Origin of the sequence: Paenibacillus sp. GCM10027629 (assembly GCF_042676425.1) — a bacterium.
Classification (GTDB): Bacteria; Bacillota; Bacilli; order Paenibacillales; family Paenibacillaceae; genus Paenibacillus_K; species Paenibacillus_K terrigena.
Genome location: NZ_JBHTGZ010000020.1, coordinates 1 through 22577, shown reverse-complemented (window position 1 = coordinate 22577; position 22577 = coordinate 1). Strand labels below are relative to the sequence as shown.

The 22577-nt window shown below is 46.3% G+C and carries 24 protein-coding genes, 1 tRNA gene and 2 rRNA genes; 6 read left to right on the top strand and 21 right to left on the bottom strand.

Features of this window, described 5'->3' with window-relative positions:
- Positions 1-149: 149 nt before the first annotated feature.
- The 4 genes from ACFQZR_RS27475 to ACFQZR_RS27460 form a co-directional block, all read right to left on the bottom strand.
- On the bottom strand, positions 150-728 hold the full coding sequence (locus ACFQZR_RS27475) for a histidine phosphatase family protein (RefSeq protein WP_379351513.1): 579 nt from the start codon (positions 726-728) through the stop codon (positions 150-152).
- Positions 729-767: 39 nt separating this feature from the next.
- A complete protein-coding gene (locus tag ACFQZR_RS27470; protein WP_379351512.1) occupies positions 768-1151 on the bottom strand; it encodes a nuclear transport factor 2 family protein in 384 nt (127 codons plus the stop codon).
- A 63-nt stretch (positions 1152-1214) separates the two neighbouring features.
- The gene (locus ACFQZR_RS27465) at positions 1215-1670 is read right to left on the bottom strand and encodes a GNAT family N-acetyltransferase (protein ID WP_379351511.1); all 456 of its coding nucleotides are present in this window, start codon (positions 1668-1670) and stop codon (positions 1215-1217) included.
- Positions 1671-1695: 25 nt separating this feature from the next.
- A complete protein-coding gene (locus ACFQZR_RS27460; protein WP_379351510.1) occupies positions 1696-2571 on the bottom strand; it encodes a sulfurtransferase in 876 nt (291 codons plus the stop codon).
- 61 nt (positions 2572-2632) lie between these two features.
- On the opposite strand from ACFQZR_RS27460, the gene ACFQZR_RS27455 reads away from it, so the two are divergent.
- Positions 2633-3139 carry a GNAT family N-acetyltransferase gene (locus ACFQZR_RS27455; RefSeq protein WP_379351509.1) on the top strand — a complete coding sequence of 169 codons (507 nt, stop codon included), beginning with the start codon at positions 2633-2635 and terminating at the stop codon, positions 3137-3139.
- Between the two features lie 115 nt (positions 3140-3254).
- Positions 3255-3617, top strand: coding sequence for a c-type cytochrome (locus ACFQZR_RS27450; RefSeq protein ID WP_314590761.1), 363 nt, complete (start codon positions 3255-3257; stop codon positions 3615-3617).
- Positions 3618-3699: 82 nt separating this feature from the next.
- On the opposite strand, the gene ACFQZR_RS27445 is transcribed toward ACFQZR_RS27450, so the two are convergent.
- Positions 3700-3993 (bottom strand): hypothetical protein, encoded by a 294-nt coding sequence (locus ACFQZR_RS27445; protein ID WP_314590759.1) that lies wholly within the window; start codon positions 3991-3993, stop codon positions 3700-3702.
- A gap of 180 nt (positions 3994-4173) precedes the next feature.
- Here ACFQZR_RS27445 and motA point away from each other — a divergent pair, with 180 nt between their 5' ends.
- The gene (gene motA / locus ACFQZR_RS27440) at positions 4174-4974 is read left to right on the top strand and encodes a flagellar motor stator protein MotA (protein ID WP_379351508.1); all 801 of its coding nucleotides are present in this window, start codon (positions 4174-4176) and stop codon (positions 4972-4974) included.
- On the top strand, positions 4958-5767 hold the full coding sequence (gene motB / locus ACFQZR_RS27435; RefSeq protein WP_379351507.1) for a flagellar motor protein MotB: 810 nt from the start codon (positions 4958-4960) through the stop codon (positions 5765-5767). The genes motA and motB overlap by 17 nt, the downstream gene beginning before the upstream one ends.
- Positions 5768-5821: 54 nt before the next feature.
- On the opposite strand, the gene rluF is transcribed toward motB, so the two are convergent.
- Together rluF and ACFQZR_RS27425 are read right to left on the bottom strand one after the other, a co-directional pair.
- Positions 5822-6523, bottom strand: coding sequence for a 23S rRNA pseudouridine(2604) synthase RluF (gene rluF, locus ACFQZR_RS27430; protein ID WP_379351506.1), 702 nt, complete (start codon positions 6521-6523; stop codon positions 5822-5824).
- Positions 6524-6548: 25 nt separating this feature from the next.
- Positions 6549-8840: a PAS domain S-box protein gene (locus ACFQZR_RS27425; RefSeq protein ID WP_379351505.1), complete on the bottom strand. Its 2292-nt coding sequence runs from the start codon at positions 8838-8840 to the stop codon at positions 6549-6551.
- Positions 8841-9130: 290 nt separating this feature from the next.
- Here ACFQZR_RS27425 and tadA point away from each other — a divergent pair, with 290 nt between their 5' ends.
- Together tadA and serS (ACFQZR_RS27415) are read left to right on the top strand one after the other, a co-directional pair.
- Positions 9131-9610: a tRNA adenosine(34) deaminase TadA gene (gene tadA / locus ACFQZR_RS27420; protein WP_379351504.1), complete on the top strand. Its 480-nt coding sequence runs from the start codon at positions 9131-9133 to the stop codon at positions 9608-9610.
- Positions 9611-10109: 499 nt separating this feature from the next.
- The gene (gene serS, locus ACFQZR_RS27415) at positions 10110-11393 is read left to right on the top strand and encodes a serine--tRNA ligase (protein ID WP_379351503.1); all 1284 of its coding nucleotides are present in this window, start codon (positions 10110-10112) and stop codon (positions 11391-11393) included.
- 94 nt (positions 11394-11487) lie between these two features.
- Here serS (ACFQZR_RS27415) and ACFQZR_RS27410 read toward each other — a convergent pair whose 3' ends face one another.
- The 14 genes from ACFQZR_RS27410 to ACFQZR_RS27345 all read right to left on the bottom strand — a co-directional run.
- On the bottom strand, positions 11488-12564 hold the full coding sequence (locus tag ACFQZR_RS27410; protein WP_379351502.1) for a DUF6612 family protein: 1077 nt from the start codon (positions 12562-12564) through the stop codon (positions 11488-11490).
- A gap of 119 nt (positions 12565-12683) precedes the next feature.
- Positions 12684-13583: a YitT family protein gene (locus tag ACFQZR_RS27405; protein ID WP_379351501.1), complete on the bottom strand. Its 900-nt coding sequence runs from the start codon at positions 13581-13583 to the stop codon at positions 12684-12686.
- A gap of 177 nt (positions 13584-13760) precedes the next feature.
- Positions 13761-13913: a small acid-soluble spore protein P gene (locus tag ACFQZR_RS27400; RefSeq protein WP_379351500.1), complete on the bottom strand. Its 153-nt coding sequence runs from the start codon at positions 13911-13913 to the stop codon at positions 13761-13763.
- An 18-nt stretch (positions 13914-13931) separates the two neighbouring features.
- A complete protein-coding gene (locus ACFQZR_RS27395) occupies positions 13932-14102 on the bottom strand; it encodes a hypothetical protein (protein ID WP_379351499.1) in 171 nt (56 codons plus the stop codon).
- A gap of 39 nt (positions 14103-14141) precedes the next feature.
- The gene (locus tag ACFQZR_RS27390; RefSeq protein ID WP_379351498.1) at positions 14142-14492 is read right to left on the bottom strand and encodes a hypothetical protein; all 351 of its coding nucleotides are present in this window, start codon (positions 14490-14492) and stop codon (positions 14142-14144) included.
- A gap of 186 nt (positions 14493-14678) precedes the next feature.
- A tRNA-Ser gene (locus ACFQZR_RS27385) sits at positions 14679-14767 on the bottom strand.
- A gap of 60 nt (positions 14768-14827) precedes the next feature.
- On the bottom strand, positions 14828-16108 hold the full coding sequence (gene serS, locus ACFQZR_RS27380) for a serine--tRNA ligase (RefSeq protein ID WP_379351497.1): 1281 nt from the start codon (positions 16106-16108) through the stop codon (positions 14828-14830).
- 69 nt (positions 16109-16177) lie between these two features.
- On the bottom strand, positions 16178-16762 hold the full coding sequence (gene pdxT / locus ACFQZR_RS27375) for a pyridoxal 5'-phosphate synthase glutaminase subunit PdxT (protein WP_379351496.1): 585 nt from the start codon (positions 16760-16762) through the stop codon (positions 16178-16180).
- 17 nt (positions 16763-16779) lie between these two features.
- Positions 16780-17664 (bottom strand): pyridoxal 5'-phosphate synthase lyase subunit PdxS, encoded by an 885-nt coding sequence (gene pdxS, locus ACFQZR_RS27370; RefSeq protein ID WP_211220804.1) that lies wholly within the window; start codon positions 17662-17664, stop codon positions 16780-16782.
- Between the two features lie 138 nt (positions 17665-17802).
- The gene (locus tag ACFQZR_RS27365; protein ID WP_379351495.1) at positions 17803-19194 is read right to left on the bottom strand and encodes a D-alanyl-D-alanine carboxypeptidase family protein; all 1392 of its coding nucleotides are present in this window, start codon (positions 19192-19194) and stop codon (positions 17803-17805) included.
- A gap of 163 nt (positions 19195-19357) precedes the next feature.
- Entirely contained in the window at positions 19358-20815 is a 1458-nt protein-coding gene (gene guaB, locus ACFQZR_RS27360; RefSeq protein ID WP_379351494.1) for an IMP dehydrogenase, read from the bottom strand.
- A 114-nt stretch (positions 20816-20929) separates the two neighbouring features.
- The gene (locus ACFQZR_RS27355) at positions 20930-22150 is read right to left on the bottom strand and encodes a putative glycoside hydrolase (RefSeq protein WP_379351493.1); all 1221 of its coding nucleotides are present in this window, start codon (positions 22148-22150) and stop codon (positions 20930-20932) included.
- A gap of 163 nt (positions 22151-22313) precedes the next feature.
- Positions 22314-22430: ribosomal RNA gene (gene rrf / locus ACFQZR_RS27350) — 5S ribosomal RNA — on the bottom strand.
- 67 nt (positions 22431-22497) lie between these two features.
- Positions 22498-22577 (bottom strand): 23S ribosomal RNA (locus tag ACFQZR_RS27345); the annotation flags it as partial.

The following is a 22577-nucleotide window of genomic DNA, read 5'->3' as shown; positions in this document are numbered from 1 at the left end:
ATAACCTTAAAAAAATGCATTGTTGCAGTATTTTGTTCGGGATTCAATCTGAGCTTCGTGATGAATATCATAACCTGACTCTATAGAAATGGATATAGAATAGCCTGGAACCATGAGTTCCAGGCTGTATTTTGCTGATCTCTGCTATTTTATAGTTGAACCTTCCACAATCTCTGCGTTTCCACGAGCTCATCTTTATTGAATTCCATCCTGTAGATATCCGGTTTAGATGTCTTCCACAGAAACTCCAAGTCGTATTGACGGTCATAATATCCCATCATTAATGTCATAACAACCCCATGTGTTCCTATTACAACCTTCTGCCCCTGATATTCCTTCAACATTTGTTTCAGAGCTGGGATAACACGGTTCTGGCAAGTCATGATGGATTCCCCGTCAGGTGCTGAATATTCTGGGTCCGAGAACAGCTTCTGAACAAGAGGATACAGCTCCTTATCAGGCATGATCTTATCGTCACTTACAAACACCATTTCTCTAAGCGCTTCAAGAACAGTGACTTCTTTACCCGAAGATTGAGCTAATTCCTCGATCGTCAATGTAGCTCTTCGATAGGGGCTTGATACAAAATGGTCTATTCCTTCATCTCTCAATAATTCGGTTATGAGGTGGGCATCTAATTTACCCTTGTCCGTTAGACCACGTGTTCTCTCGTTTCCTTCTATTTTGGGTGATTCTCCGTGTCTAACCATATAAATAAAGGTTCTCATACTATCCTCCGCGTGAATTATCACTCTACATTACGATACTCAACTGTAATCTTCGATCATTGAGAGTTTTCCATCAGTCATCTCAAATACGGACTTACCTTCTAGCTGCAGCTTATCTCCAGCCTTCAATCCGTTAGGCAAATCCACGGCAAGAATGCCTTCATAATCAATTTGAACTTCAATTTGGTTATCTGCAGCACTATAGCTGGTAATGCTCTGACGACGACTTGAGAAAATCTGAGAGGATTGTTCTGCTAGCATTTTGAACTCTTCTACCCCTCTGGTTTCCGTATTCAATTCACCATTAGCAAAATTCCTGAAGACGATATCTTGATGCAAGAGCTGAACCATACCTTCAACATCAAATGCATTGTAAGCCTCAATATAATGTTCAATAAGTTCTCTGTTCTCTTTGCTCGGCATCCTCATACTCCTCTCATATGATAAATACTTATTTTATCGTCTTGGTGATGGTTCGCACAGCGGTTATAATTCCTTTGTCATAAAAACACTATATGGATCTTCAATATATTCAGCAAATGGAGAGCAGTAATGGAATCCGGCACGTTCATATAGATTCCTTGCAGCTTTAAAGGATTCTATTGAGCCCGTCTCCAGACTGAGTCTCTTATAATGACGCTGCTCAGCTACCGCTATGATGTGTTCAAGGATTTGTCTAGCAACGCCTTTTCTTAAATGCGAGGAAGAGGTGCGCATAGATTTGATCTCCCCATGTGTTCCATCGAGCTCTTTAAGTGCCCCACAGCCAAGCAATTCATCTTGTTCCCATGCACTCCAGAACGTAATTTCAGGTTTTTTCAACCCATCCAAATTAAGCGCATGGACGCTTTCTGGCGGTGAGTTCTCAAACATGCCGCTCAGATGTTCCATAATTAATGCTTTTACTTTATCTCCGGTCAGGTCATCCACTCGAATCTCCATTACTATCACTCCAAATCTCAATTACTTAAATGTTTTTCCTTACTTCGTCCCCCGTCGCAATTGGATTGTCACTGTAAGAAATCCAATCGCTCCAGCTTCCTGCATATAACCTTACATTCTGATATCCCGCTTCCTGCAGCGCGATCACGTTCGGACACGCCGAGACACCCGATCCGCAATAGACGATAATACGCTCTGCCTGATCTGCACCAAGCTCCGCGAACCGAGCTTTCTGCTCCTCTGCTGAACGCCACGTCCCCTGCTCATTCAAGGCTTCTTTCCAGAACGCATTCACCGCACCCGGAATATGACCCGCAACAGGATCAATCGGTTCGATCTCGCCGCGATACCGCGGTGCTTCTCGTGAGTCAATCAGGAGGACGTCCGGTTTCGTCATTTCTTGCCGTAACTCGTCGATATGAATGACGAAGCGATTGTCGATCTGCGGCACATAGGTTGCGGAACTTGTCGGTTCCGGTTTCTCGATGGTTGTCGGATATTCCCGAGCTACCCAAGCGCTGTATCCTCCGTCCATGATAGAAGCGCCGCCTGCATGCCCTGTGTAGTGTAAAAGCCACCATAGACGACTAGCCATCATGCCGCCTTGATCATCATAAGCCACGACATGCTTTGAACCATCGATTCCGATACTGCTAAATTTGGCTGTGAGTGCATCCAAATGAGGGAGAGGATGTCTCCCGCCATGTTCGCCAACCGGAGATGACAGGTCCCGATCCAGATCCAAATAATAAGCACCAGGCAAATGACCCGCTTCATATTGCCGCTGCCCCAAATCCGGTGCAGCTCCGCCCATCACGAACCGGCAATCAACCAAAATCACGTTCGAATCCGCCAGATGCGTATGTACCCATTCCATCGATACAATGTTGCCTTGTCTCATGTTCTACCGCCTCCTTTTTGCTATAATATAACAATATCGATTTGGATAGAGGAGGTCAACGATGAACGCATTCCAAGACAACTTGCCAGTCATGCATATCGTCCCAATGACGACAACACATGCAGCAGCCGTCTGCAGCTGGGAATTCGAACCGCCATACAATATCTACGGATTCCTACCATGGGAAGAGATGCAGAAGATTGGAATCGAATTCGGAGACCCGGAGCTTCGTGATGAACAATACCGTGCGATTGAATCCCCGGACGGCAAGTTGATCGGATTCGCACAATTTTTCCCCATGGTCGATGTCACCCGGTTAGGCGTCTGTATGCGGCCCGATTTATGCGGACAAGGATTAGGAAGCCGATTTATGGATACCATTGTACAAGAAGCTATCCTACGTTCACCGCAAGATGAAATTGATCTTGAAGTACATAGTTGGAATAAGCGAGCAATTCGCACCTATCAGAAGGTAGGATTTGTAATTACCGATACCTATGACAGACGTACCCCAACAGGCATCGCTGAATTCCATTGCATGGTTCTGCAAGGACATTCATCACGATAAAGCTGCTAAATGGGCATTAGTCACAAAATTGTCATTTACACCTTTTGGAATATAGTGTTACGATGGTGTATAGCTGTGGTAAATTTAAGAAGTAGCATGCAAAGGGGGCGAACATATGCAAAAGTGGATTATGAGCACATTGTTTTTCGGGGCTTGTACCTTAGCCATTGTATTGATGTTTACGTTGAACGCTGGTCCTAAAGGCGAACAAAAGCAAGAAGCGAAGATGCCTGAAGTAACTCTTGATGCAGCAGCAGCGGAAGCAACTGTGAAGAAGGCGAACTGTATTTCTTGCCACGGTAACTCCCTTGAAGGCGGCGTCGGACCGAATTTGCAAAAAATCGGAGCGGAATTAGACGAGCAAAAGCTTTACAAGATTATCACTAAAGGGAAAGGCAGCATGATGCCTGCTTTTAAAGACAAGCTAAAAGAAGAAGAAATCGCGAATGTAGCTAAATGGCTCGCTGCGAAAAAATAAGAACCGCAATAAATAGAAGAAACACGCCCCTGCCTCTCACCCGAGTGAGAAGTAAGACGTGTTTTTTTGTGTTCCCTGGTCGTTACGTTAGACGGATCATGGCGACAATATTCTCTCCAATGCTCACATCGATCAAATGATAATTCGAATCGTAGGTCACCTCAGCGCTACCAACCTGGATGATCTTATCTTCACCGAGCCCATAGAACACATCATCCGCCAATGCCTCGAGAACTTCCTTCCGTTCTCCCTCCCCGAGCCTCTCCCATTCCTCTGCGGTCATCTCAAAAAACTCGTAGCAATCCGGAATCTGAGCGACAGCCGCCATTAAATCCACCAAAATATCTGCATATTCTCTGCCGTGTTTAACTCCCATGAACCTCACTCCATTCCTAACGTTGTCCTGTCCCAGCACAATTCCTTCTTTATTATACCTAAATTTTTTGGCTAAAGCTGACGATAAATAGTATATTACAACTCTTTACCGCCCAATTTGGCGACTAGCGTCGAAAACTAAGGATGGTACCTATTTTATTCTCATGGATGAGGTGTGCTCGTGGAAAAATCAACAATTATCGGTATTATTTTAGGAATTGCTGCGATTACGATCGGGATGGCATTAAAAGGTGCACCCCTGGATGCACTCTACAACCCAGCTGCCTTTATGATTATTTTCGTAGGTACAGCAGCATCGATATTTATGGCCTTCCCTATGTCGGAGCTCGCGAAAGTACCGAAACTTTTTAAAATTATTTTCAAAAAACAGCAAGTGATTGACCGGACAGAATTGATCCGTCTTTTCACAGAATGGGCAAGCATCACACGTCGTGAAGGTCTGCTCGCGCTGGAAGCAAAGGTCGAAGAGATCGATGATGACTTCATGCGTAACGGCATGCGAATGATCATCGATGGGAACGAACAAGATTTCGTGCGTGATGTCTTGATGGAGAACATCAATGCAACCGAGACGCGCCACCGTGCAGGAGCTCTGATCTTCGCACAAGCGGGGATGTACGCACCGACACTCGGGGTACTCGGAGCCGTTATCGGTCTGATTGCCGCATTATCGGATATGTCCTCCATGGAGCATCTAACTAAAGCGATTGCCGCTGCGTTTATCGCAACGCTATTAGGTATTTTTACCGGATATGTCATCTGGCATCCCCTAGCGAACAAATTAAAGCGTCTATCTGAGCGTGAAATTCAAGTGCGGTTAATGATGGTTGAAGGTCTACTATCCATCCAATCTGGTGTATCTACGATCGCGATCGGCCAGAAGCTAGCTGTATTCCTAACTCCTGCAGAACGCGTGAAAATGGAGAAAAAGGAGGAATCCGGCGGTGAGCAAAAAGAGTAGAAAGGCCCATCACGATGAACATATCGATGAATCCTGGCTCATTCCTTATGCCGATATTCTAACCCTATTGCTCGCGCTGTTTATCGTACTCTACTCGATGAGTGCTGTCGATGCTAAGAAATTCGAAGAGATGAGCCAAGCCTTTAGTGCCGCTTTTAGTGGCAGCACGGGCATCTTGGACCAGACCTCCGTCATCAAGACAGGACCTGCGAACGGCAAGAAAGATAAAGAGGACCAGAACACAGGGAATATCGATATCAAAGATAAAGATAAGATGGCGGCTATGAAGCAAGAAGAAGAGAACATGGCCAAAATCAAAAAGAAGCTTGATCAATATATTCAAGAGAATAAATTGACGTCACAGCTCAGTACCAAGCTCAATCAGTCACAGCTCATGATAACGATTAGCGATACAGCACTCTTCTCTTCAGGAAGCGCAGCCGTCAAGCCGGAATCTCGTAATCTAGCCTTGACCATGGCGGACATGCTAGAGCAATTCCCAGGCTATGAGATCATTATCGCGGGGCATACGGATAATCAACCGATCTCCAATTCAGAGTTTGAGTCCAACTGGGAGCTCAGCTCCACCCGGGCTTCGAAATTCATGAAGATTCTATTGCAGAATCCGAACCTAGATCCGAAATTGTTCAGTGTCATCGGTCAAGGAGAATATCACCCTGTGGCGAGCAACGCGACAGTCGAAGGACGGGCACAGAACCGCCGGGTTGAAATCTCGATCATGCGGAAGTTCGTGAACAACGAGGACACGAAGAGCATTACCGTGAAAAAGTGAATAACAAAAGGCGCTTCGATGAACGAAGCGCCTTTCTTTTACCCAAAACAGGTATTAGCCTAATTGGTATTGCAGAGTCTGTCCAAGAACTGCCTTCTCTTCCGGCGTTAAATCACGCCATGTGCCGACTCGCTGGGAACCCAGATGAATATTCATAATCCGAATGCGGCGCAGCTTTCTCACTTCATATCCGAATGCTTGGCACATTCTCCGAATCTGGCGATTTTTCCCTTCCGTTAGGATAATCCGGAACTCCCGCTCGCTAATCCGCGTTACTGTACACGGCAGTGTCATCGCGCCTAGAATCCGCACGCCGCTCGCCATCCCTTGTAGGAATTGAGGGGTAATCGGGCGGTTCACAGTCACAATATACTCCTTCTCATGCCGTCCTTCTGCCCGTAAAATCCGATTCACAATATCCCCGTCATTCGTGAGCAGAATCAGCCCTTCCGAGTCCTTGTCCAATCGACCAATCGGGAATATCCGTTCCTTATGATTAATAAAATCAACAATATTTCCCGGGACATGGGACTCCGTCGTACATGTGATGCCCACAGGCTTATTCAACAGAATGTAGACATGTTTGCTTGCATCTGCAATCGGCCGGCCATTAACACGAACATCATCGCCCATTTCAGCCTGGCTTCCTAATTCTGCAACAACCCCATTAATCGTTACCTTACCGTCGGCGACCAATTTATCCGCTTCACGCCGCGAACAAAATCCGGTCTCACTAATAAACTTATTAATTCGCACTGCCATTCACCTCAAAAATCTTAAATCAACCCATCGGATTGTCTAGCTGCACTTCATATAATACAGGCAATAGGATCGTTACAGTCGTGCCTTCATTCACTACACTCGTAATCTCCATTGTACCCTTGTGATTATGAATAATACGCTGACTCACCATCAGACCAAGCCCCGTTCCGGTTTCCTTATCCGTATAGAACGGCTGACCCAGCTTGGAGATATTCTCCTCTGGAATCCCATGCCCATGGTCGATAATTTGCACACGTACATCATTCTCATTCCAAATCTCGGTAATTAACTTAATCGTCCCCCCAGACGGCATGGCTTCAAATGCATTTTTGAAAATATTGATGAACACCTGCTTCAAATGGTTTTCTTCACACTCAATCACACAAGGCTCTGGCGTAAAATGCGTATCAAAATGAATATTCACCATATTCGCCTGACTATCTAGAAGGGAGATCACATCCCCTAGTATAAACCGTACATCCTTCTTCTGAAAGTGTACCGCCTGTGGTTTGGCTAAAATTAAGAACTCGCTTACGATCAGATTAATTCGATCCAATTCCGATAGCATAATATCCGTATGATTGAGGTTTAATACTTTCTTCTGCTGCTGGAATTGCAGGAAGCCTCGAAGGGTAGTTAGCGGATTGCGAATTTCATGCGCTACCCCTGCTGCCAGCTGACCAACGGTTGTGAGCTTCTCTGAACGTCGAAGCAGCTCTTCCATCTTCTTATGCTCCGTAACATCCCGGGTAATGCTAGCAAAAGCGATACAATTCCCATTCTCGTCATAGATGGCTGAGGTCGATACACTAACATCAACAAGCCGTCCATCCTTGGTCATTCGCTGTGTCTCACGAGCCATCAGATTCTTCCCAGATACGAGCCAGTTCATTACCCGTTCCTCTTCCTCTTGTCTCGACTCCGGTATAATCGTTAGATGCTTCCCGATAATCTGCTCCGTATTCCATCCGAAGAGCTGCTGGAAGGCATAATTCGCCAGAATCACTCGACCCTCTAGATCCACCACATGGATCGCATCCGCGGTCTGGTTAATGAAGGATTCCAAATATTCTTTCATCGCTCGGTTCTCTTCATAGGTCTGCTGCAGCTGATTGGTATAGATACTCAGGTTACGCGCCATCATATTAATCCGCCGTGCGAGAAGCCCCAGCTCGTCTTTACTCTTAATTTTGAGCCGAGCACCGAAGTGACCGTTCGCCACATCATTGACCTTATCCAAAATCGATTGAACGGGACGAATCATTCGACCTGCGATCAAATAACTCGTAATAATCATAATCTCAAGCAGTACAATGGAAATCGCGATATAATTTACAAGCTGTTCATTTAATACACTCGAGATCATTTTATAATCCATAACGATACTGATCAAGTAAGAGTCATCATCCGACACGGGAATGAAGCTTTTAATGACATGTTTTCCGTTAATTTCTGCTTCATAGCTAATATATTCTCCACGAGCCGCCTTCTGTACGTACTCGATATCATTGATAGGATCCACGTAAGTATAACTACCGAATTTGATGGGTTGTTCCGTATGAAAATAGCCCACACGATCCTCGAGAGGGTTCGACAAATCCAGTGCAGATGCGAGTCTGAACAATCGAGGATCTATGCCTGTCACTTCAAGAATATTCGGATTAGCCTCGATCGTCTTGCGAACAATCTCATCCATGTCGGAAATTCGCTTGTAATCTTTCAGATCACTCTCTAACATATATGTACAAATGGTATAGTTGCGTTTACCATCCTCATAGAAGCTTCGCTTATCCGTGAGATCTGTTCTAGCACTGGTGTTGAACGGGGCGGGCCAGAATCTCTCCAACGGCTTATCGTTCTTAAGATCGGCTGGATGAATGAATTGTTGGAAGGCAGGATATCCGTAGTACCAATTATTTGCCACGAGACCCATGTCTGATAAATTCGAGGAACGCTGAATAACCATCTTTCCGCGATCAGGAGCTAGGAGTGCAATATGCGAAATGCCCAGCCTTCGACTGAGCTGCTTCAGGTCCTCATTGCGGATCTGATGAATGTCGGGGTCAAGTTCGCGCGCTACCGCAATCGAAGCCATATATAGCTTCTCGCCAATAAGTTGCTCAACATATTCAGCCCCCGTTCGCGCCTGTTCGAACTCTATCGCAATTTGCTTAGCGGTGGCGTTCATTTTATTCTCACTGTCTTCACGCATATTCTCCTTGGTAGAAAAATAACTGAGGACGATATTGAACAACATAATAGCGATCAGCGTGCTTGATATAATGAGAGATAATTTCACTTTTATCGACAAAGTTCACTCCACCTTATAACTCATCGGGTAGGTTAAATCTGGATGATGTTCCCTTTAATAATAACCCCTTCCACTCTATTTGGCAAAGAACAAATGTTCAAACTTGATAACCAAGGGATAATTTCCTACAATAGATTCTATGTTATTCACATTTTACACACAGTTCTGTGGATGACTTGGATAATATGTGTATAAATCTGTGTACAACACGCGAGTTATCCACAGATTTGTGCACATCATGTTAACAACGAATAAATGTTCGTCGAACAAATCGCAGGAGGACCTACCCCATGCATGAAAATACTTACCATTACTGGATGCGCGAGGCGATTCAAGAGGCGCAGAAGGCCGAAGCCATCGGCGAAGTGCCAATCGGTGCGGTTGTCGTCTGGCAGAATCAAATTATTGGGCGCGGTTATAATCTGCGCGAGACGACCTTCGATGCGACAGCACATGCCGAATTAATCGCGATTCGACAAGCCAGTGAGAAACTTGGCGCATGGCGTCTACTCGACTGCACACTCTATGTGACACTAGAACCTTGTCCGATGTGTGCAGGCGCGATTGTACAAGCCCGGGTTCCTACAGTGGTCTACGGGACGACGGATCCCAAAGCAGGATGCGCTGGGACGCTGATGAATCTACTCCAAGAACCACGATTCAATCACCGCACCGAGGTGATTGATGGTATCGCACAGGAAGAATGCGCTGCCCTGCTAACGAATTTCTTTCGGAAGCTGAGAAAAAATAAAGTGAAGGACGAGCTCTAAAAGTGCATGTTCAAAAAGTCGGCATTTCAGCACCAAGAAGGTTGTGAGAATCTGAAGAAGGAGGAACGGAGTTTAGGCAAAACCTAAATGAGTACCGGACTTCGAAGGTGAACGCAAGATTCGATGTCGATTATGCTTCTTGAATGACTTCGTGATCAAATGATGACTATTTGAACAACCTCTAAAAGTTATCCACTTGTGGATGGAACCATTTTGCGTTATAATGCATACAATAATTTCAGATCGGAATTATGCCGATGAAGAGATTCCAACTCTGAGGCGTTTGCGACAAGAGTTCCAGGTCACCCCTCACGAACTCCCTAAGTTAACCGGTCACCGCTCCGTTATCGCGGTACCAAAGTGGATTTGCAGCTGCCTTATGGCAGAAGTGAATCAAGTTGGGTGGCACCGCGAGCACAGCGCTCCTCGTCCCAATCGGATGAGGGGCGCTTTTTGTGTTTTTACCACAATAACGCGTTAGCGGAAGGAGACTACCCACATGTTAGACATTCAATTTATTCGAGGCCATGCAGAGCAGCTGCAGCAAGTCGCAGACCAGAAAGGCATCGCCGTATCGATTGCGGCGGTGCTGGAAGCTGACGCGCGGAGGCTCGACTTGCTCCAGCAAGTCGAAGCACTACGGCGCGCACGCAACACGCTCGCCCAGCAGGGCGCGAGCGTCGACCGCGCATCGAGCGAAGCGATGCGCCTTACGGCCGAAGCACGGCAGCAAGGCGCCGTGCTGAAGGCACTCGAACGCGAGCTGCGCGATGCGTTCGAAGCCTGGCACGAGCTGATGCTGCTCGTGCCGAACCTGGCGTCGCCCGCCACGCCCGTGGGCGTGAGCGACGCCGACAACGTCGAAGTGAAACGGGTCGGCACAGCCCCCCGTTTCGACTTCGAGGCGAGAGATCACACCGCCCTCGGCGAGGCGTGTGATCTCTTCGATCTCGCGCGCGGCGTCAAGGTCGCCGGCACGCGCCAGTACTTCCTGCGCGGCGCGGGGCTCAGCCTGCACCGCGCCGTGCAGCAGCTCGCCCTCGATCTCCTGACGGATCGAGGCTTCACCGCGATGGACGTCCCGCTGCTCGCACGCGAGGACGCCATGACGAACACCGGCTTCTTCCCAGGAGGCCGCGATCAGTGCTATGCCGTACCGGAGGACAATGCTTGGCTCGTCGGTACCGGTGAGGTCCCGCTCGTCTCGTATTACAGCGACGAGATCGTCGATGTCACTGAGCCCATTCGACTTGCAGCGGTGTCGAACTGTTTCCGCCGCGAAGCTGGTTCGGCTGGACGCGACGTGCGCGGTCTCTATCGCGTGCATCAATTCGCAAAGGTCGAACAGGTCGTCATCTGCAAGAACGACCTCCAATTGGCCGAATCGATCCTGCACGATATGATTCTCAATAGCGAGGAGTTACTTCAGCTGATCGAGCTGCCATACCGCATTGTCGCCGTATGCACGGGAGATATGGGGCAGAAGAATTATCAACAATACGATATCGAGACGTGGATGCCAAGCCGGAATGCTTACGGTGAGACCCATTCGGCTTCGAGCTTACTCGATTTCCAGGCTCGTCGCTCGCGGATCCGATTCATGGATGAACAAGGCAAACCTCAATTCTGCTACACGCTGAACAATACGATGGTGGCTACACCGCGCATACTAATCCCGCTCCTTGAGAACCATCAACGCGAAGACGGCTCGATTCGCATTCCTGCTGCGTTACAGCCTTATATGCGCGGTATGACCGAGATTCGTCCAACCATTAACCTCTAATAGAAAGAAACAGCTGCTAGCCCACCTGAAGTGGACAGCAGCTGCTCTGATAGACGACAAAAAAATCCGCCCGAGCCTCGGGCGGATTTCTCTATTATTCTGCTGGAACGCCAGCGCCGCCGAACATTTGTGCAAGCTCATCCATCGGAATTGCATCTGGTGGAGGCGTTCCGATCTTGAAGCTTGGTTTACCGTTAATGTTCGAATACTCTGAAGTTACCTTCGCGTTTACTTTTACAGTCGATCCTTCTGCTGTTACATCAACATTGATGTTCGCTTCTTGATAAGCAGGGAACTGATCTTTGTTCACAGCTGTAACAACGTTCAGATCATTGATCTTGAAGCCCTTCTTGATCTCAGCAAGCGCTTCTTTCAGCTTCGCTTCATCAGTAAGGTCCTTCTTCGCTGCTGCGATATCTTCTGCTTTCAAGCTTGGGATCACGTCTTTATATTTATCGCTTGCGAGTAAATCAAGTACTTGCGGCACAACGTCCTTCGCAAGAACCGTAATACCTTGCTCCAAGTTCTCATTGTTGATGGCAAGCTTCACGATTTGCTTCGCTTCTACGCCTTCAGGCAATGTGACAGACTTCGCATCAAGCTCTTGGAAGAATGTTTTGCCGTCGAATTTCTCGAATAAGATCTTCATAATATCCATCGATAGCTCTTGCGATTTCGCTGTATCGAATGTTGGAACCGTCGTTTCACCCGCTTGTTCAGCAAGCTTCTTCATATCGATCTCAACGAATTTGCCAACCAAATTCTCTGGCATTGGAATCATTGGGATACTCGGAATCTTCACCCACATTTTTTCTTTCGTGAGTACGATTGGCATATTCAGTGTGAATGATGCATCGCCTTTAATCGTCAGATCCACGTTCATTTCCATTTGCATAGGATCTTTCTGATAAGCACCTGTCACTGTAACCTGAGCATTCTTCAACATATTATAGACCATGCCCACTTCCGGATTCGCTGTAAGCTCCGGACTGGATACGTTCAGATCATTTAAAATAAATGACGCCTTGAAATCATAAGATTTCATTTTCGCAGCATTATCCATTGCAGCTTGAAGTGCTTCCTTCGGATCTTTCTTTGCCCCACAACCGGATAATACGAGCATGACTGCAAGCATACCCATCACGACGGACATCCATAACTTCCTGTTCAAATCAATTTCCCCCTCAATCCATAGAAAAATTACATACCGTACTATCATAGTACATTTTCCATGAATTGCAAACGGTTTTCTGTAATATTTTCAAATTATTCTCAATTGGTACTTTTATCCTAGTGGATATCCTTCTTCTTAAATCGCCCGCCACTTACATCATGAATGTTTCCAATCGCGAGGAAGGCCGAAGGGTCTAATTCCTGTACAATGGTTTTTAATTTGGCTTCTTCTAGACGCGTAATAACGGCGAAAATAACTTTCTTATTATCACCAGAGAATCCACCTTCCCCGTTGAGATAAGTTACGCCCCGTCCCAAGCGGCTAAGGAGCGCTTCACCAATCTCACGATGGCTATCACTAATGATCCAGACCGATTTCGACTCGTCGAAACCTTCAATGGTCGTGTCCATCATCTTATAAGCAACGAAATAAGCAATTAGAGAGTACATGGCACGATCCCAGTCGAATACGAGCCCTGCACTGCTAAGGATAAAGAGGTTGAAGAACATGACAATCTGACCGACAGAGAAAGGCAGCTTCTTATTGAGTAGAATTGCTACGATCTCTGTACCGTCCAAGGAACCGCCGAACCGAATAACAAGTCCGACGCCGATTCCGAGCAGGATACCTCCGAATACTGCTGCGAGCAATGGGTTATCTGTAAAGGATGGCGAATGGTGGAACAACATGGTACCAACCGACATCACGGCAACTCCAAGTAATGTGGATAGTGCAAAAGTCTTACCTATCTGCTTATATCCAAGGAATAAGAACGGTAAGTTGAGGACGAATAAGAAGAGACCTAACTTAAATCCAGTAATATGTGACAAAATAATCGAAATCCCTGTAATCCCGCCATCGATAATATTGTTGGGCACGAGGAAGAACTCTAGAGCGACGGCCATTAATATGGCACCAATCAAAATAAATACGACACGCTTCAAAATAATTGGCAGTGGTGTTCTCAAATGTTTACGTGTGGACTGCGCTGCAACTGCGCTTGCTTGTTCTTGCATCAAATTTCCCCTTTTTGTCTTGAACTGATTCTATTCAATTCAATTAGTTTAGTTACTATACTATTTATTATATAAGATATCTGCAAAATAAAAAACCTTAAATCTAAAATTAATTAGAAATAAGGTCTTTTTTTGTATTTGATTTAGCTTAAACGTTCCTATGTTTTCGTAAAAATGCTATCCTTGCGGATTATTGTGACTCACATGATTATGTTGTTTTGTTTTTTTCGATCCGGATAACGGCTCTTGTTGTCCCGTACCGTTATCAGCTTGATGATGACGTTCTTTCGGTTGTGCTTCAGGAACAGGTATTGCTTTGGATTTGCCCATCTTGTTGTACCCTCCCTATTATGGATGTTCAGTGTCCGTTGTGTGATCATGATTCAAGGCATCCTGATGACGCCGATCATTGCGGTCTTGCTGCTGCTGTTGCGCCTGATGACTGTTCACGGCTGTCTGATTCAAATCATCCACCACATTGCTTAGATTTTTATCCACAGTGCCTTTGGCTTTCGTCATGATGCTGCCCCCTTGATCCTATTCATTGGTTGATGAGGTTTAATGCTCATGGGTAATGTCGTGAAGCGCTTGTGCACATTCATGAATATTGCGTGTATACGTCTGAGCCATTTCCTGAATCACCTGTGTGCGCTCATCGACAGACACGCCATCACGTTCGACATCCACCAGATCCACTCTTACTTCTCTCGAGTCCACATAGGCGCATTGAAAATCGAATGTATACATTTGTCGTCCTGCAGCCTCAATATGGATACGCAGCCCTTGCGGATTGGCTCCGTCAGGCTCTATCTGCGCATGATCACCTTCTTGCAGTGTTGTTGGCAACGTCTGCTGCCAAGCACTTACCAATTGATCCTGGTTAACCGATATCGGTTCATTATTCTGCATATATGGCACCTCCTACTTACGTACACCCATTATTCTGTGAAGGGAGGATATCTTTTATACGCAAAATAACCCCACAACGTGGGGCATTGGCTTCAAAGTCGATTCAGATACTTTGCGGGGACCCCGAATAATAAAAAAGACCCTAACATCGATGATCGACGCTAGAGTCTGCTTATGTTATAAGTATGGCGGAGAGGGTGGGATTCGAACCCACGTGGGCTTGCACCCTAACGGTTTTCAAGACCGCCCCGTTATGACCACTTCGGTACCTCTCCAGATAAAATCTTTTCGTGACAAAAAAGATCTTACCATAGGTTGCCCCTAAAAAGCAAGTCCTATTTCTTAATAATTATTTCTAGTCCACCCATATAAGGTTGAAGTACCGTAGGAATGCGCACACTGCCGTCCGCTTGCTGATAATTTTCAAGAATTGCAGCTACAGTACGACCAAGGGCAAGACCCGATCCGTTTAATGTATGCACGAACTCTGGTTTGCCTTTCGCATCGCGACGGAACCGGATATTTGCACGACGTGCTTGGAAATCCTCAAAGTTCGTACACGAAGAAATTTCACGGTACATGTTGCTCTCAGGAAGCCAGACTTCCAGATCATACGTCTTCGCTGATGCAAAACCAATATCCGCTGTACATAACGTCAGTACACGATATGGCAACTCAAGCAATTGTAGTACCTTCTCCGCATTTTGAGTGAGATCCTCCAGCGCTGCATAGGAATCTTCCGGCTTCACGAGCTTCACAAGCTCCACCTTGTTGAACTGATGCTGACGAATCAATCCACGCGTATCGCGGCCCGCAGAACCTGCTTCGGAACGGAAACATGCACTGAACGCAACGAACTTCTTCGGCAAATCCTCCACATTCAGAATCTCTTCGCGGTGAATGTTCGTCACAGGCACTTCAGCCGTTGGAATTAAGTAATAATCCGTATCACGAAGCTTGAATAGATCCTCTTCGAACTTCGGCAATTGGCTCGTACCAATCAGGCTCTCGCGGTTTACAATGTAAGGCGGTAGAATTTCTTCATAACCGTGCTGATCACTATGTAAATCCATCATGAAGTTCAGTAGAGCCCGTTCAAGACGTGCGCCAAGTCCTTTATAGAACACGAAGCGTGAGCCGGTTACTTTCGCTGCTGCTTCGAAATCTAGAATGCCTAAGTCTTGTGCAACATCCCAATGCGCCTTCGGCTCGAAATCGAACTTCGCAGGCTCAGACCATCTACGAATCTCAACATTATCTTCTTCAGAAGCCCCTACAGGTGTTGCATCGCTCGGGATATTAGGAATCGCAAGCGTTAGCTCTGTGATCTTCTCATCGAGTACCCGTACTTCTTCATCCAACTCCTTGATGCGATCCGATACTTCACGCATTTCAAGGATCAAGTCATCTGCATTCTCGCGCGCTTTCTTCAATCTTGCTACTTCTTGCGATACCACGTTCCGACGGTTCTTAAGGGTCTCGCTCTCTTGCAGTAATTCACGGCGACGAACATCAAGCGCTGGAAATTCAGCGATCAAATCAAGTGATTTACCGCGATTTCTAAGCGCCTCTTCCACGCGTCCGAATTCATTTCGTAAAATTTTTACATCTAACAAATGTTTTCCCTCCAATGAAAACACCTTAACCCTTGTGAAAAAGAGTCAAGGTGTTATTTACCTTATGGATTATCGTTCTACAACAGCAGATTCTTTAATCATACCCAGGAAATATTCATGCAGACGTACATCGTCCGTCAACTCTGGATGATACGAAGCTGCTAGCAAGTGGCCTTGCCGTGCTGTTACAATCTCTCCATTAAATGTGGATAGTACATCCACCTCTGGACCAACTTGCGTAATGAGCGGCGCACGGATGAATACGGCACGAATCGGCTCATCAATGCCTTGGACAGGTAAATCTGTCTCAAAGCTCTCGCGTTGACGACCGAAGGCATTACGCGCAACGGTCATATCCATTAATTCGAGATGCGCCTCGTCTTGTCCTTCAATTCGCTTCGCGAGAACAATAAGTCCTGCACAAGTTCCGAAAATCGGCTTGCCTTGCTCCGAGAAACTGCGAACCGCATCGATAAAGTCATACTTGCGCATTAATTTACCGATCGTTGTGCTCTCACCGCCTGGAATGATCAAGCCGTCCAGCTCGTCCAGTTGCTCCACGCGCTTTACAATTACGCCTGTCGCACCTGCTTGCTCGATACTGCGAATATGTTCAGCTACAGCTCCCTGCAGCGCTAATACGCCAACCTTCATTGCAAGTCCCTTCCTTCTTACCAGCCGCGATCTTGCATGCGCTCGGATGCGCTCAATTTCGAGATTTCGATCCCTTTCATCGGCGTACCAAGGTTCTTGGACACTTCAGCGATCAACTTGTAGTCTGTGTAATGTGTTGTTGCTTCAACAATCGCACGTGCGAAACGCTCCGGGTTGTCGGATTTGAAGATCCCCGATCCAACGAATACACCGTCTGCACCGAGGTGCATCATAAGCGCTGCATCGGATGGTGTTGCGACGCCGCCTGCTGCGAAGTTAACAACTGGCAATTTACCAGTCTCATGCACATCAAGCAACAGATCATAGGATACACCTAAGTTTTTCGCTTCAGCATACAGCTCGTCCTTGGACAAGTTTTGTACTTTACGAATTTGGCTGTTGATCAGACGCAAGTGACGTACCGCTTCAACGATGTTGCCTGTTCCTGGTTCACCTTTCGTACGAAGCATCGATGCGCCTTCACCTACACGACGAAGTGCTTCGCCAAGGTCTTTGGCGCCACATACGAATGGGATTGTGAATTCTTTCTTATTAATATGGAAAACTTCGTCCGCAGGTGTTAACACTTCGGACTCATCAATATAGTCAGCACCCAGTGCTTCTAATACTCTTGCCTCAACATAATGCCCGATACGTGCTTTCGCCATAACTGGGATAGATACCGTCTTAACGACTTCTTCAAAGATGGTTGGATCCGCCATACGAGCGACTCCGCCTGCTGCACGAATATCCGAAGGAACGCGTTCAAGTGCCATAACTGCTACTGCACCTGCCGCTTCAGCGATTCTTGCTTGCTCAGCATTCATGACGTCCATGATGACGCCGCCTTTTTGCATTTCTGCCATACCTCTTTTTACACGAGATGTTCCTGTTTCCATTATGCTCTGCCCCCCGAAATTATATCAAATACAATGATTTGTAAGGATCGATACAGCTCTTTGAAGAATGCATGAATCTAACAAAATATTTTACAGTATGCACTTGAAATAGACAACCATCTAGCTCGGAATTCAGGCAAATTAGAACAGATTTTTAATTCCAGCGAACAAGTCCTTGAAGAAGTCGCCAATAGCACGGAAGAATAGGCGCAACCATCCGCCCTTTTCCACGTCTTCTGACGCGACAAGATTCACAGTCTTCTTCTGATCGCCTTTATCCGATTTGAACGTATAAGTGATCTCTCCGACCTTCTGGCCCTTTTTAATTGGGGCTACCAAAGTATCATCCATTTTCGTTGTAAACGTCACGTTATCGGTTTTGGCACCCTTCGGTACAACAAAGCTTACAGCCGACTCTGTTACCGTTCCGACCTCAGTTGATTTACCCTTCTTCAACTTCGCTTTGTCTGCGCCTGGAACGACCGATTTCGGCGCTACCGCTTGCTTCACTTCGAAGTTATTGAAGCCGTAATCAAGCACTTTTTTCGTCTCGATAAATCGCTTCGGTTCGGTTTTCGTTCCCATGACAACACTGATCAGACGCATGCCGTTACGTGTCGCAGTACCTGCAAAGCAAAAACCAGCTTGAGATGTATGACCTGTCTTCAGACCGTCTAATCCCGGATAAGCATAACGCTTAAAGGACGGAATGGAGGCATTAGATTCAAGCATCCAGTTATAGTTAATGATCGGCGCTTTATCACGTTCACGGAATTTATATGATTGAATCGTTGTGAACTTGGAGAAATCCGGATGGTCTTCGACAATATGCTGTGCTAACTTCGCGATATCACGAGCCGACACAACGGTCTCGCGATCTTCTGACGGGCGGTATTTCTCCGGCATATCTGCACGGCTTAATCCCGTCGAGTTAATGAAGTATGCTGTTTTCATCCCCATTTTTTGCGCTGTTTCATTCATTAGCTTAACAAATTCCTGTTCAGAACCGGCTACCCGTTCGGCTAACGCAACTGTTGCATCATTCGCAGATCCCACCGCCATCGCGATGAAAAGCTGTTCTACTGTATGTTGATCCCCTTGTGCAAGGAAAATACGCGATCCTTTGGTTAATGAAGCATTCTCACTTGTTGTAACAACTTCGTCCCATTTGAGCTTGCCTTGCTTCACTTGCTCTTGAACAATATACTCGGTCATCATCTTCGTCATACTCGCCGGCGGCAGAGCCACGTCTGAGTTAATATCCACGAGTAACTGACCTGTCGAAGCTTCCATCAAAATCGCTGACTTCACTTCAAGATTCAACGATTCAGCAGTAGGCATTTTCGTATTTGCAGACGTAATTTCCTTCGTGAGCGACTGCGTTGTTGTTGTTGTCGTCTTCTTCTCACCTTCCGCAAAGATCGCACCCGCAGGTGCAAGCGCTCCACATAGAAGTTGGAAACCTAGGAATATAGCAATCGTCTTTTTTAATATTTGACGTTTTTTATGGTCACGTGACTTGTTATTATTCATCTCTTTCAAAACAGGTAAGTCTCCTCTCATGCACTAGCACAAATAATATAATTTAAAAACCTATAAATCATTGTAACACACGCCTATGCCCAAAAAAAAGACAGGCAGAGTAGGAACTCTGCCTGTGAGATTTAGTCCTATAAAATTTGGTAAATTCGAACCATTATACCGAGTAGTTCGGCGCTTCTTTCGTAATCTGTACATCATGTGGGTGACTCTCACGAAGACCCGCGCCTGTAATCCGAACGAATTGTGTATCGTTCTTCAATTCCTCAATTGATGCAGTACCGCAGTAGCCCATTCCTGCACGCAGACCACCCATAAGTTGGTGAATCGTATCTGCTAATGGCCCTTTGTATGCAACGCGACCTTCGATACCTTCTGGAACGAGCTTCTTCTCGTTTTCTTGGAAGTAACGGTCTTTACTGCCTTCTTTCATCGCACCAAGTGAACCCATTCCGCGGTATACTTTGTAGCTGCGGCCTTGGTAGATTTCAGTCTCACCAGGGCTTTCTTCTGTACCCGCGAATAGGCTTCCGAGCATTACCGCCGTTGCGCCAGCACCTATTGCTTTTACAATCTCACCGGAATATTTGATCCCACCATCTGCAATAATTGGAATACCGTATTCACGAGCAACCGTTGCGCAATCATAAACTGCAGTTACTTGCGGAACACCAATCCCTGCGATCACACGCGTTGTACAGATCGAACCTGGACCGATACCGACTTTGACAACGGATGCACCAGCTTCGATCAATTCGCGTGTACCATCGCCTGTTGCAACGTTCCCTGCGATGATTGTTAGATCAGGATAGAGTTCACGAAGCTTACGAACCGCTTCAACGATGTTAATGTGATGTCCGTGTGCTGAATCCACTGTAATCACGTCCGCACCTGCTTGAACAAGTGCTTCTGTCCGTTCAAATGTATCTTTCGAGATTCCAACCGCTGCCCCTACTAGCAGGCGACCTTGTGCATCTTTTGCAGCGCGTGGGAATTGAATGGCTTTCTCAATATCTTTAATCGTAATGAGGCCTTTAAGGGTATTCGTCTCATCTACAATCGGAAGCTTCTCAATTTTGTGCTTCTGAAGGATGCCTTCTGCTTCTTGAAGGGTTGTACCCACCGGTGCCGTTACCAAGTTCTCACGTGTCATCACTTCATTGATTTTGATCGCAAAGTCATGTACGAAACGTAAGTCGCGATTTGTTAAGATCCCGACTAACTTATTATTTTCATCGACGATCGGAACACCAGATATACGATATTTTGCCATCAATGCTTCCGCATCGTAGACGTGGTGATCAGGAGTAAGCGAGAATGGGTTTGTAATAACGCCGCTCTCGGAACGTTTAACACGGTCCACTTCTTCTGCTTGTTGTGCAATCGTCATATTTTTATGAATAATCCCAATACCGCCCTCACGTGCCATCGCAATAGCGAGCGCAGCTTCCGTTACTGTATCCATACCTGCACTAATTAGAGGAATATTCAATTTCACCGATTTACTGAGCGATACAGAAATATCAACCTCACGCGGCAGCACCTCTGACTTCCGAGGCACCAACAACACATCATCAAAAGTTAATCCTTCTTTAGCAAATTTCGTTTCCCACACCGGATAGTTCCTCCCTTAAATCTGTATTTTTAAGTATTGCCGTCAAATATTATTGTTCATCTTAGCAAAGGGGGTATGGGCTGTCAAGGAATCCGAAATAGTCATATAATTCAGTTATTTGTAGTCATATTTACACTTCGAATTCCACAGCAAAAACTGGTGGATCCCTTGTCCCTCTAACGCTTTAACTTGCTGAATTACTTCACTCTCCCCGTACGAGCGATGAGAGCGTATCCATGTGGCAGTAAAATTCTGCAACCATGGTCTGATCTCCGCTGGATAGTTAGCGGATCGTTGATATCCAGGTTGAGAAGCGATGACTTGCTCGGAATTCGAAGCCGTGATCTCGTCATTTCGCTTCTTCGCATCGATCATGGCATGCCGAATGACGCTTCCAGGTGCCAAATCAGGATGGGTGATTCCATATACTCCACTGGAATAGTGGGAAGGATACGTCATTGGGGAGATGTAGTCTACTTCTCTTGCAATTTGTTCCCACACTTGACCAATGCCCATATCATTCTTCTCGGAAGTGACCAGTCCGAATACATCTGCAGACACATAGGAACCCGCAGCATGGATTGCAGGCCGTGCGCGATGGAGGAATTGACGAATGGCCTCCGCACGAGTCCGTCCTTGCTGATTAGTAAAAGCGACTTCCTGCTTCACTCGTCTTGCATTGTCCGGGAACCTCACATAATCGAATTGAATTTCATCAAAACCGAACCGCGCAGCTTCTACTGCAACTGCAATATTATAATCCCATGTCTTCTCTAAGTAGGGATCCAGCCATGCTGTCCCTTTGACATCATGCCATACGGCTCCATTCTTCTTATGTAATGCCCATTCTGGCTTTCTCTTGGCGAGGTAAGGATCTTTAAAAGTGACGATACGGCCAATCGTATAAATTTGTTTGGCTTTCAGCCGATTGAGCAGAGCACGAATATCTTGAATGGCAGGGTTAGCATCCGCACCAATCTCTTTCACAAGTGGAATGGAAGACGTATATGTTAATCTTCCTTCATCGGCCTTCACATCAATGACAAGTGTGTTCAAATCGGTCCGATCTAATAGTCCAAGCAGTCGATTGAGTGCTTTATTACTCCCAGCAACCCATCCAGAAACGTAGATTCCCCGGGCATGAATTTTCTTCGGCAGCTTATGTGCCAATACATGTTGAGCTTGTTCGGGTCTATAAGATGAATAGGTCATGGTCCCTTGAGATTGAGCCGTTTGTGCGTTCTTTTGCGATAGAGCTGCTGCTGAAGATTGACAACTGGTTAGAATCATTGCCAGTCCAAGAAGATTTAAGAGCAACTTGAGTTGATTTGGCATGTCTTCCACCTCCTACCCCGTAGTATGGGCGTAAATCCCCGCAATCTTGAATGGGGGTTGAAGGATATTCAGGTAAAAAATACATAATACATATTTGCGGACCCCGAAAAAACACAAAAAAAGACCACCTTCGAGAATTGAATCTCAAAAGTGGTCTTTAGCTGCTTGGCATCGTCCTACTCTCCCAGGACCCTGCGGTCCAAGTACCATCGGCGCTAGAGGGCTTAACGGTCGTGTTCGGGATGGGTACGCGTGGAACCCCTCCGCCATCGACACCAAACGAATTTCTAGCAGAGATTTTTTGATCTCTGAAAACCGGATGCGAGATAAATTTGCGTTTTATGTTTTAGGATAAGCCCTCGACCGATTAGTATTGGTCAGCTCCACACATTGCTGCGCTTCCACCTCCAACCTATCAACCTCGTCG